This window comes from Profundibacter sp. (assembly GCF_056498605.1).
Map to the genome: position 1 here is coordinate 17,835 of NZ_JBSMEZ010000058.1, position 11,741 is coordinate 29,575.

Genomic DNA, 11,741 nt, shown 5'->3' on the forward strand with positions numbered 1-11,741 from the left:
CACCAAGAATATAACTCAAAGGGAGACTACAAATGAAAAACCTTATCCTGACGACTGCTGCACTGGCGCTAACTGCGGGCATGGCGATGGCCGACACAGTGCGCATGGGCACCGAGGGCGCCTACCCTCCATATAACTTTATCAACGACGCTGGCGAAGTTGACGGCTTCGAGCGCGAGCTTGGAGACGAGCTGTGCAAACGTGCCGAACTGACCTGCGAATGGGTCACAAACGAGTGGGACAGCATTATCCCGAACCTCGTATCTGGCAACTACGACACTATCATCGCGGGCATGTCGATCACTGATGAACGCGACGAAGTGATTGATTTCACCCAGGAATACATGCCTGCCGATCCATCCGGTTTTGCGGCCCTTACGGCTGATGCCAACCTGATGGGTGGCGTGATCGCAGCGCAAACCGGCACCATTCAGGCCAGCTATGTTGCCTCGATGGACGGCGCGACACTGGTTGAATTCGCCACACCAGACGAAACAATCGCGGCTGTGAAAAACGGCGAGGCCGACGCAGTTCTGGCCGACAAAGCCTATCTTTCACCCATCTTGGCTGAATCCGGCGGCGAATTGATGTTTGCAGGCGAAGACATCATGATCGGTGGCGGCGTTGGCATGGGCGTTCGTGAATCCGATGCCGAATTAAAAGGCAAAATGGATGCAGCTATTGCTACGATGAAAGCAGACGGCACATTGAACGCGATGATCATCAAATGGTTTGGCGCAGACGCCACAACATTCTGATCTAAAAGGATAAGGGCGGGGCCGCACATTGGCCCTGCCCACCCCCCATATGTTTTCCTATTGCACAGATCCCGCAACCCTTGAAGGGTTCAACTGGCTGTCCTGTTATCTGACAACAGGCAAGCATATGGGTTTTTATGCGTCCTTTGGCACGGTGATGTTGCTGTTGATCATCACCGCCCCGATTGCCCTGCTGTTCGGCTTTGGCGGGGCCACCGCGGCCCGATCCCACATTGCGCCGCTGCGCTGGCTGGGCAAGGGGTATACCGCCATCGTGCGTGGCGTGCCGGATATCGCATTTTTCATGTTCTTTGTGATCGCGCTGGATCAGGGCTTTGAATACCTGCGCCACAAGGTGAAATGCCCCGACTGGGATGAACCGATCCGCCAAGGCAATGATTTCGTGGTTTGCGCGCAGGCCAAACTGCCACTGTCCTCATCCCCCGCTTGGGTGCATGAATCCTATGGTTTCTTTCTGGCGGTGATCACATTCTCGATCATCTTTGGCGCGTTTGCCGCCAATGTGCTGTTCGGCGCGATGCGGGCCGTGCCGCATGGCCAACTGGAAACCGCCGAAGCCTACGGCATGTCGCGCCGTCAGACCTTTTGGCGCGTTCTGGTGCCACAAATGTGGGTGTTTGCCGTGCCGGGCTTATCAAACCTGTGGATGATCCTGATCAAGGCCACGCCGCTGTTGTTCCTGCTCGGGGTGCGCGACATCGTCTATTGGGCACGTGAACTGGGCGGGCTAAAAACCCAAGTCTATGCCTATCCACACGGGGATTGGCGACTATATTATTTCCTTGGGTTGTTGGTGTTCTACCTTGCCCTGACCAAAGTCAGCGAAGTGGTGCTGGACCGACTGATGAGCCGTTTGACCAAAGGCCAAGCCACCTTGGGGGGCAGCACATGAGCTGCTTGCAAACCATTCAGGACTACGGGCTGCGTTCAATCGGCATTGGCGAACGCTTGTTGCCCAAATCCGACTTTACCCTGTGCGAACAATTCACCCTGATCGGGTCCGGCCTGATCTGGAATATCTATTTCGGCGTGATGGCGCTGTTGTTCGGGTTCTTCATGGCCACCGGTGTTGCGCTGGCCAAAAACAGCGACGCGTGGTGGCTGCGCAAACCCGCCCAATGGTTCATCTTTATCTTTCGTGGCTCACCCTTGTTTATCCAGTTCTTTCTGGCCTATGAAATTTTCGTGCTGCTGCCAAAACTGGGCTGGGACCTGAACCTCGGATTCGCCGAAATCACCATTGAAACCCGCTGGCTGACGCGCGCATGGATGGGGGCGCTGTTCGTGCTGTTCCTGAACACTGCCGCCTATTCCGGCGAGATTTTCTACGGTGCACTACGTTCAATCCCGCGTGGCGACATCGAGGCCGCAGACGCATACGGCCTATCAGGCTGGTCACGGTTTCGCCGCGTGATCTGGCCCACCATGCTGCGCCTTGCATGGCCCGCCTACACGAACGAGGCGATCTTCATGTTCCATGCCACCACACTGGTGTTCTTTTCCGGCTTTCCGGCATGGCGGCAAAAGGGCGATGCGCTCTATTACGCCAGCTATTTCGCTGATAAAACCTTCAACCCTTTTGTGCCATATCCGATCCTCGCTGGCTATTTCATCGTGCTGACGATGATCGTGATCACCCTCTACGGGCTGGTCAACAAACGCCTGAACCGGCATTTACCACAGGAACAACGTCGTAATATCCGCTACCGACCACAGATCATCCGATAAGGTGCCCCCATGACGAAAAACCCCGCCACAATTCGCGTCACTGCTGTTGATCTGAACGGCGTGATGCGCGGCAAGCGTGTGCCATTTCCCTATACCGAAAAGCTAGCCAAGGGCGCTGTGCGCCTGCCGTTTTCTGCCCTGAATGTCGATATCTGGGGCGAAGATATCGCCGATAGCCCACTGGTGTTTGAATCGGGTGATGCCGATGGCATCCTGCGCCCCACGGGTCGCGGCCCTGTGCCAATGCCATGGCTGGCAACGCCCAGTGAATTGCACCCGATGGTGCTGCACCATGACGATGGCACCCCGTTTGCCGGTGACCCACGCCTTGCACTTGTGGCAGTGCTGAACCGATACGCGGCTCGCGGCTGGCAGGTGATGGCGGCAACTGAGTTAGAGTTTTATTTAGTTGATGATAGCAGCGAGGATATTGAGCCTGCCCATTCACCGCTAACGGGCAAACCGATGCACACCGCTGACGTTCTGTCGCTCGACACGCTGGATGCGTTCGATGCGTTTTTCACTGATCTTTACAAAGCCAGCGCCGATATGGACCTGCCCGCGCAGGCCGCCATTTCGGAATCCGGCGCGGGACAGTTTGAAATAAACCTGAACCACGGCGACGCCTTAAAAGCCGCCGATGACGCGTGGCTGTTCAAAACGCTGGTGCGTGGCATGGCCCGCAAACACGGCATGGCAGCGACATTCATGGCGAAACCCTTTGCCGACGATGCAGGCAACGGCATGCATGTGCATTTCTCGGTGGTGGATGCGGACGGTAATAATGTTTTTGATGATGGTGGCGCAGACGGCACTGCAACGCTACATCACGCCGTTGCAGGCTGCCTTGCGGCAATGCCCGCCAGCACCCTAATCTTTGCCCCTCACGCCAATTCCTACGCTCGAATGGTGCCCGGAGCCCATGCCCCGACCGGCATTTCATGGGCCCATGAAAACCGCACCGCCGCCATCCGCATACCGGGCGGCCCCCCTGCTGCACGCCGGATCGAGCACCGTGTCGCTGGCGGTGATATCAACCCATACCTGATGCTCGCCGTGGTGTTGGGCGCTGCCCTTGTCGGCATTGAGGATGGTCATATGCCGCCTGCCCCGATCACCGGTAACGCCTATAAACAGGACCTGCCACAATTGCCCACAGACTGGTCCGACGCGATTGACCTGTTTGGAACATCCGACATTATGCGGCGCATTCTTCCGGATGAATTGATCCGCAACATGGTGCTGACCAAGCATCAGGAACTGCACAAGATGGAAAAACTAAACGCGAGGGAACAAACCGCGCTTTATCTGGAAAGCGTTTAGCGGCCACAGGCCCTAAGGTATGGGCGGGGGCGCTGCCTGCAACTGTTCCAAGGTCTGCGTCGTCATATTATAGGACTGCCACTCACTTGTGACCAACCGGTGTCGACCAATGCCAATATCATTATTGTTTGCATAGTCTTCTACCCACTCCGCATCGACCGTCCGCCAGTAATCACCACCCATTCCAACAAGATAGCGCGCATCATTGCGATCATCCGGAATCCCCTGATCATCAACAACCAAACGCGCCTGAACAGTCGTGTATATTCCGCCAAGCTCGCTGGTTGCAGGAAGAATTACACGTCCGCCTTCAGGCCAGAAATGGTAATTCATGCCATCCGCAAGCATGACAGAAATGCCACCACTGCCCTCGACACGAACATCGGCGGGGACGTTTGCATTATTTTCAAAATCCTCGACATAGGCCTCGCCTTCAACGCTTTGCGAACGCTGCAACTCGTGCCATTGGCCGTCCGAAGTCGATAGATAATAGGCCGAAATATTACGTATCTGAATGCGCGCGTTGACTGCACTGTTCCCTGTGGCTGCTTCATAGACCTGCCCCCATGCGTTCATGGCGGTGAATTCGCCGGGATTTAAACCCATCCCGATCCGCGGACCATCAAACCAGTCAAAGAATTCCGGAACCCCGTGTAAATGGGTTTCATGTGGCAGCGTCATATCCTGGGCGATCAACTCGATTGTATTTTCCTGCACCAGCGCTGGTGGATCAATTTCAATGATAGCGGCCGTTCCACAGCCTGCAATAAAGTAGAGCAATACCAGAATCGGGGAACTTTGCATCATATCACTTACTTTCTCATTTTGTTCACCAAGCCACCTACGGTAGTATAGTACAAGGTTAAACCCAGCCAAGAGAGAGTGCTCCCCCCTGCGCACGATGCGACAACCTGCCAAACTGCGCCCTCCCCCCTTGCCCGAAATCATTTGCTCGGCTAGCAATGTGACAAACAACACACGGTGATTAATGAAGATCGGACTACTGATATGCGGCCATGCAATGGAACAGGTCGCCAAAACCCACGGTGATTATGCCGAATGGTTTCAAACCCTTCTGGCCGGTCACGGCTTTGATTTCGACACCTACAACGTGGTCGATATGGAATTCCCCACAGACGTTACGGCCGCCGATGGCTGGCTGGTTTCGGGGTCTGCCCATGGCGCTTACGAGGATCACCCGTTTATTCCCCCACTTGAGGATTTCATCCGCAAGGCTTATGCCGCCCCCGCCCCGATTGTCGGCGTCTGTTTCGGCCACCAGTTGATTGCGCAGGCGCTTGGTGGCAAGGTTGAAAAATACAAAGACGGCTGGGCCGTCGGCCGCCAGCATTATACATTCGAGGGCCACGGCGATGTGGCGCTGAACGCGTGGCATCAGGATCAGGTGATGGAGCTACCCGCCGACGCGCGCGTCATCGCCAGCAATGATTTCTGCAAAAATGCCGGATTGGTCTACGGCGACAGCATCTATACCATTCAGCCACACCCAGAATTTTCCAACCCGATCATTGCCGACTACATCACCCTGCGCCGCGACCCTGCCATTTATGACGACGCAATGATGGACCGCGCAATTGCCAACTCAAAAATCCCGAATGACGCGACCCTGTTTGCCAAAGACATCGCTGCATTCTTCAAACAACCCCGCGAGGCGAAAAATGGCTGACTGGACCGATAAACTACCCGAAGCGGCGCGCACCTATCTGGAAGGCCGCCGTCTGGACGAGGTCGAATGTATCGTATCCGACCTGCCTGGCATTGCCCGTGGCAAAGCCATGCCCGCAACCAAATTCGCCAAAACCAAGCAATCCTACCTGCCCAATTCTATCTTTTACCAAACGATCACAGGCGGTTATGCCGATGCCGCTGAAAGCGAGGATAAGGGCTATACCGAACCCGATATGACCCTAACACCAGATTTCACAACTGCAGCAGCCGCACCTTGGACTGGAGACTGGACGCTTCAAATTATCCATGACCTGACTGACCGTGAAGGAAAGCCGATCGAGGTATCGCCACGTAATGTGCTAAAACGCGTGGTCAACCTCTATAAGAAAAAAGGCTGGACGCCGATTGTCGCTCCTGAAATGGAATTCTATCTGGTGGCCCGCAATGTCGACCCGACCAAACCGATTGAACCCCCTATGGGGCGCACAGGGCGTCGTGCGGCGGGGCGTCAGGCCTATTCCATGTCGGCGGTCGATGAATACGGCCCCGTAATTGACGACATTTATGATTTTGCCGAGGCCCAAGGGCTGGAGATCGACGGCATTACCCAAGAGGGCGGCGCGGGGCAGATCGAGATCAACATGCAGCATGGTGATCCGGTCAAACTGGCTGACGAGGTGTTCTATTTTAAACGCCTGATCCGCGAGGCCGCTTTGCGCCACGATTGTTTTGCCACCTTCATGGCCAAACCGATCGAGGGTGAACCGGGTTCGGCCATGCACATACACCACTCGATCCTCGACACCGAAACGGGGCAGAACATCTTTTCCGGCCCTCAAGGCGGCGAAACGGATGCATTTTTCCACTTTATTGCCGGGCTGCAAAATCACATGCCTTCGGTCATTGCCATGATGGCACCCTATGTGAACAGCTATCGGCGCTACGTCAAAGACCAATCCGCCCCGATCAATCTGGACTGGGCGCGCGACAACCGCACCGCTGGCATCCGCATTCCGCTTGGTGGCCCTAACAGCCGCCGCGTGGAAAACCGCTTGGCCGGAATGGATTGCAACCCTTACCTTGGCATCGCCGCGTCGCTTGCCTGTGGCTATCTTGGTCTGATCGAAGCAAACCGCCCGGATACTTCGCTAAAAGGCGAAGCCGTTGATGGCGAAGAGGTCATTCCGCGTGATCTGCACACCGCACTTGAGCATTTCGGCGCAGCCGAAGATATGCACAAAGTCCTTGGACCCAAATTCTGCCGTGTCTACAAGATGGTGAAAGAGGCCGAAATTGACGAATTCCTACAGGTCATTTCCCCTTGGGAGCGTGAACATTTGCTGTTAAACGTATGAACCTGCTGTTTTCAAACGACAACCGCGGCCAATACCCCAACAGTTGGTATGCAGCCACAGCCACACCACTGGACCCGTTCCCGACCCTAAAGGGCGAGGTGACAGCGGATGTCTGCGTGGTTGGTGGCGGCTATACCGGCCTGTCCACAGCCCTGCATCTGGCCGAAAAAGGCTATAGCGTCGTGATGCTGGAAGCGCAGCGCATCGGCTTTGGCGCGTCAGGGCGTAATGGCGGTCAGGTGGGGCACGGCCATAATATGGACCAGCCCAGCCTTGAGAAAAAGCTGGGCAAATCGGATGCGCATCTGCTGTGGGACATTGCCGAGGAATCGATCAAAATCACCCGCGATCTAGCGGCAAAACACGCGCCGAACGCGATGTTCAAACCCGGTCATGCGTCGGCATATTTCAGCCAGAAAGAGGCCGACGCAGGCCAGCGGGACTATGAATTTCTGGTTGAAAATTATGGTTTCGAGGCTGAATATCTCGGCAAATCCGCCACCGCAGATATCGTCGGCACCGACCAGTATTCCGGCATGGTGCTGGACAGTAACGGTGGCCACCTGCACCCGCTAAACTTTGTCCTTGGGCTGGCCCGCGGCGCTGTGGCGGCTGGGGCCACCATTTATGAGGGCGCTTATGTCCACCACATCAAGCAGGGCAACAAAGTAACCGTCCAGACCGAACGCGGCCGCGTGGTGGCCAACCATGTGGTGCTGGCCTGTAACGGGTATTCCAGCAATTTGCACCGAAAAACCGCCGCCCGCGTGATGCCGATCAACAATTACATAGTTGCAACCGAACCCTTGGGCGACCGCGCCGCACAGGTTCTGACCCGCGACATCTGCGTTTACGACAGCAAATTTGTGCTAAACTATTACCGCCTGTCCGATGATGGCCGCCTGCTGTTTGGCGGCGGCGAAAGTTACGGCGTCAAATTCCCGACCGACATCGCGGCCAAGGTCCGCAAACCGCTCGAGGCACTGTATCCGCAACTAAAAGGCGTGAAAATCGACTATGCTTGGGGCGGCACATTGGGCATCACCACCAGCCGCATGCCCTATTTCGCCCGTGTTGCGCCCAATATCCTGACCGCCGCAGGGTATTCCGGCCACGGGGTCGCGTTGGCAACATTGGCTGGCAAAATCATCGCCCAGACCATCGCGGGACAATCCGAACAGTTCGACGTCCTGTCCCGCGTCCCCGTCATGCCGTTTCCCGGGGGGCGGATGTTTTCGACTCCAGTCCTGACGCTAGCAATGACATGGTTTTCCCTGCGCGACAGGTTAGGAATATAATCGCCGATCCGGTTATTAACTATTTGCATATTTGATCAACTCGTTTACAGTTTTCCCGAAAGATACATTCAGGAAAGGCGAAGCTATGTCACAAGCCCCGAACGTCTATGACGCAGAACCCATCCCCGCCGAGGCCCGCGCCGAAATTGACCGGATGCTGCAAAGCGGTGATTTGTTTCGCTATACATCCGCCGAAGCATCGCCTGTTGCCCTGCTTGAGGCCGAGTTCGCCGAACTGATGGGCGCAAAATTCGCGCTGGCTGTGTCGTCCTGCTCTGCCGCCCTGTTCCTGTCGCTAAAGGCGCTGCGCTTGCCGCGTGACGCCAAAGTGCTGATCCCCGCCTTTACATTTGCCGCCGTGCCATCCGCCGTGGTTCACGCCGAATGCCAGCCAATTCTGGTCGAAGTTGGCGATAATTACCGTGTAGACATGGCCGATTTTGCGGCGCGTCTGGACGACGGTATCAAGGCCGTGATCATCAGTCACATGCGCGGGCACACCTCCGACATGGACGCGATCATGGCGCTGTGCGATGCACGCGGCATTCCGGTAATCGAGGATGCGGCGCATTCATTGGGCACCACATGGAACGGCAAAAACATCGGCACCATTGGCAAAATCGGCTGCTTTTCGTTCCAGTCCTATAAGCTGATCAATGCGGGCGAAGGCGGTATTCTGGTCACTGACGACGCGGACCTGATCGCGCAAGCCATCATCATGTCCGGCGCATACGAGCATAACTGGAAAAAGCACCCCGTTGTGCATGACCGGTTCGAGTTTTGGCAAAACGAACTGCCGCTCTATAACCTGCGGATGCAAAACCTGTCGGCGGCGGTGATCCGGCCGCAAATCAAGGAAGTCGCACGGCGGGTCCGTGACGGGCTGTCGAACCATGATTATGTGGCTGATTTGCTGAACGCATCCCCGTTCATCACCGTGCCCGATGCGTTGGCACCGGAAAGCCGCGCACCTGATTCAATCCAGTTCAATCTGGACGGGTTTAGCGATGAAGAAACCCTTGCCTTTGCGACCGAGGCCAAAGCCCATGGCATTTCGGTGCAAGTTTTCGGGCTGTCCCAAGACAACGCGCGGGCATTTTGGAACTGGAAATTCATCGGTTATACACCAGAATTGCCCAAAACCCGTGCCATGCTGATGCGGGCCTGCGATGTGCGTCTGCCTGCACGACTGCAGAAGAACGATCTGGATTATATCGTAAATGCGCTGACAGAAGCGGCTGATATTGTGAAAAAGTCCGCACGCGCTGTCGCTTAGGAATTTGCAAGGGATTGCGCCGCGCTTCGCGCGTCGCCCCAAGCGCTTTGCCCCTACGGGTCAAATACGGGTCAAAGCGCGATGTCTGCGGCGCAGGTGTTTAGGGCAAGAAGAAGGGGCGGTTAGAGCACCTGCAAATCCTTGGCGATCCACGGCAGTGCCTTGATTGCCGGGTCAACGATCATTTCCTGTAACAACAGGCGAAGTCGCGCCGCCACATCCTGTGGCATATCCTGCAACACATCACGCCGCGCGGTCAGGGAGATGCTGCGGGTCAGCGGGTCAAACGGCAGTTCGATCATTTCAACCGCATCATGGAACCGGCGCGCCCGCAAATAACCAAGCGGCGTTAGAATGGTCCACCCCGCCTTGGCTGCGACCATCGACATAATCGCGTGATAGCTGTCCAATTCGAACCGGTGCGACAGGGTCAGGTTTTGCCGCGCCAGATGCGCTGCGATCTGGCGGCCCATGTGGTGGCGCTGGGTGTACTGGATCAGCGGTAATGATTTCAGCTGTGCCAAAACATCCAGCCCCGCAGCCACAGCCCCCTTTGGCACGGCAGCAACAAACGGCTCGACCAGCAGCGGATGCACTTCCATCCAGTCCGCAGTTGCCCCCATATCGGCGGCCACAATCACATCTAATGCGCGGCTGTCCAGCAGGTCAAACAACCGATGGCTGGCCCCTGTTTCCAGCAAGAACTGGCAACCCGTCAGGGTGTCCGACATATCTGACAACAGACGCGGGGTGACATCGGCATCGAAGTCCTCGATCATACCGAGGCGAAATCGCGTTAGGGCCGACATGTCCGAATTTGCCAATTCAGCCTGCGCTTGGGTTGCCTCGTTCAGGATCAACTGCGCCCGTTTGCGAAACATCTCGCCCGACGGGGTGAGCGACACGGGTCTGGTTGCGCGATTTAGCAGCGTCGTACCCAGCGCCGTTTCCAGATTAGTCAACTGCTGGCTAACCGCCGAGGGGCTTGCCTCGAGCCTGCGCGCCGCAGACGAGATTGATCCTTCATCTGCCGTGGCAATAAAAACCTCTATTCCCCAAAGGGTTATACGGCCTGTGGTTGCAACCATCTAACAATCACTTTCATCTATATTTGCGGGCATGCCCCTTGAATGGGACAACCTTAGCGCAACACAAGCGGCGCTTCCAGCCATTCTCTCAGCGCTGCATTAGTGGCTTTTGGCGCTTCCAGTGTCGGCACATGACCCGCGCCCTCGATTATGCGCAAGGTCGCATAGGGGATCAGTTCGGACATGAATTGGTGGCGGCGCGGCAGGGTCAGTTTATCTTCGGCACCACAAAGTATCAGCGCGGGCATACGGATTTTACGCAGGGTTTTCTGCTGATCCTGACGGCGTTGCAAGGCACGGGACTGGCGCACGAATTCGCCTTCGCCAATAGCCAGTGCCATCTCTTGCATCAGGGCTAATACTTCGGCCCGATGCGGCCCTTCCGCCAGATATTCAGGGCGCATCACGTCATTCATCACCTCGGGCAGACGCCCCGCCATAACACCAACGATCTGTGGCTCGCGGGCGGCGGCCACTGCCGGTGTCTCCGATTGTGAATTTGTGTCCATCAAGGCCACTCGCGTCACCCGTTCCGGTGCGCGCCGCAGCACTTCCATTGCAATGATCCCGCCCATCGATAGGCCCGCAAGCGCGAAATGCTCAGGGGCAGTATCCAGCACCGCCTGCGCCATATCCGCGATGGTTTCGCATTTGGCATAAGATGCGATGTGAACCGCGCGTTCGGCGGAAAATTCGGCGATCTGGGGCGTATATAGCCGTGCGTCACACATCATTCCAGGGATCAGCAGCAGGGGTTCGGCCATATCAATTCACTCGCTCGATATTGTTTTGGGCAAGCTACGCTATTGCCCTGCCTTTGCATATGGCCATGCGCAAAAATCGGCTGATTAATATCCGAGCCAGCGAAATTCCCCATCAGGCCCTAGCGGCGAAAACGGGTTATGCGCGACCTCCCAGATATGACCATCAAGGTCAGCAAAATAGCCGTGATGCCCGCCCCAGAACACATCTTGCGCCGGTTTTACAACCCGCCCGCCTGCCGCCAAAGCCAGCTCCAGTAATGGCGCGACTTCTTCTTTCGTCGCCACGTTATACCCCAACGTCATTCCTGAAAACCCGCCCAGATCTGCCGCATCCATACCCAGATCTTTGGCCAGCGCAGCCTTGGGATACAGACCCAACACCTGCCCGATCAGATCAAACGCAACCACCCCGTCGGGGCTTTCAACCCGCACCCAGCCCAG

The 11,741-nt window shown here is 56.4% G+C and carries 12 protein-coding genes; 8 read left to right on the forward strand and 4 right to left on the reverse strand.

Annotation, left to right across the window (positions count from 1 at the left end; all coding sequences use genetic code 11):
- The first annotated feature begins 32 nt into the window (after positions 1-32).
- From ACWB12_RS05985 to ACWB12_RS06000, 4 genes are read left to right on the forward strand one after another with little or no spacing between them, the layout of a single operon-like run.
- Positions 33-758 (forward strand): transporter substrate-binding domain-containing protein, encoded by a 726-nt coding sequence (locus tag ACWB12_RS05985; RefSeq protein ID WP_479529151.1) that lies wholly within the window; start codon positions 33-35, stop codon positions 756-758.
- Between the two features lie 49 nt (positions 759-807).
- Positions 808-1,671 (forward strand): ABC transporter permease, encoded by an 864-nt coding sequence (locus ACWB12_RS05990; protein ID WP_479529163.1) that lies wholly within the window; start codon positions 808-810, stop codon positions 1,669-1,671.
- On the forward strand, positions 1,668-2,507 hold the full coding sequence (locus ACWB12_RS05995) for an ABC transporter permease (protein WP_479529152.1): 840 nt from the start codon (positions 1,668-1,670) through the stop codon (positions 2,505-2,507). Before ACWB12_RS05990 ends, ACWB12_RS05995 begins: the two co-directional genes overlap by 4 nt.
- Positions 2,508-2,516: 9 nt before the next feature.
- Positions 2,517-3,830, forward strand: coding sequence for a glutamine synthetase family protein (locus tag ACWB12_RS06000; RefSeq protein ID WP_479529153.1), 1,314 nt, complete (start codon positions 2,517-2,519; stop codon positions 3,828-3,830).
- A gap of 12 nt (positions 3,831-3,842) precedes the next feature.
- Here ACWB12_RS06000 and ACWB12_RS06005 read toward each other — a convergent pair whose 3' ends face one another.
- Positions 3,843-4,706, reverse strand: coding sequence for a hypothetical protein (locus ACWB12_RS06005; RefSeq protein WP_479529154.1), 864 nt, complete (start codon positions 4,704-4,706; stop codon positions 3,843-3,845).
- 112 nt (positions 4,707-4,818) lie between these two features.
- Between ACWB12_RS06005 and ACWB12_RS06010 the strand changes: the two genes are divergently transcribed.
- The 4 genes from ACWB12_RS06010 to ACWB12_RS06025 all read left to right on the forward strand — a co-directional run bounded on the left by ACWB12_RS06010 (position 4,819) and on the right by ACWB12_RS06025 (position 9,448).
- Entirely contained in the window at positions 4,819-5,517 is a 699-nt protein-coding gene (locus ACWB12_RS06010) for a type 1 glutamine amidotransferase (protein ID WP_479529155.1), read from the forward strand.
- Positions 5,510-6,874: a glutamine synthetase family protein gene (locus ACWB12_RS06015; RefSeq protein ID WP_479529156.1), complete on the forward strand. Its 1,365-nt coding sequence runs from the start codon at positions 5,510-5,512 to the stop codon at positions 6,872-6,874. Before ACWB12_RS06010 ends, ACWB12_RS06015 begins: the two co-directional genes overlap by 8 nt.
- Entirely contained in the window at positions 6,871-8,172 is a 1,302-nt protein-coding gene (locus ACWB12_RS06020) for an NAD(P)/FAD-dependent oxidoreductase (RefSeq protein ID WP_479529157.1), read from the forward strand. The genes ACWB12_RS06015 and ACWB12_RS06020 overlap by 4 nt, the downstream gene beginning before the upstream one ends.
- Before the next feature lie 85 nt (positions 8,173-8,257).
- A complete protein-coding gene (locus tag ACWB12_RS06025) occupies positions 8,258-9,448 on the forward strand; it encodes a DegT/DnrJ/EryC1/StrS family aminotransferase (RefSeq protein WP_479529158.1) in 1,191 nt (396 codons plus the stop codon).
- A gap of 122 nt (positions 9,449-9,570) precedes the next feature.
- Here the strand turns inward: ACWB12_RS06025 and ACWB12_RS06030 are convergent, their stop codons facing one another.
- The 3 genes from ACWB12_RS06030 to ACWB12_RS06040 all read right to left on the reverse strand — a co-directional run.
- Positions 9,571-10,536: a LysR family transcriptional regulator gene (locus ACWB12_RS06030; RefSeq protein WP_479529159.1), complete on the reverse strand. Its 966-nt coding sequence runs from the start codon at positions 10,534-10,536 to the stop codon at positions 9,571-9,573.
- A 53-nt stretch (positions 10,537-10,589) separates the two neighbouring features.
- On the reverse strand, positions 10,590-11,300 hold the full coding sequence (locus tag ACWB12_RS06035) for an alpha/beta fold hydrolase (RefSeq protein ID WP_479529160.1): 711 nt from the start codon (positions 11,298-11,300) through the stop codon (positions 10,590-10,592).
- Between the two features lie 84 nt (positions 11,301-11,384).
- Positions 11,385-11,741, reverse strand: a 357-nt coding sequence (locus ACWB12_RS06040; RefSeq protein ID WP_479529161.1) for a VOC family protein, incomplete at its 5' end; no start/stop codon positions are given.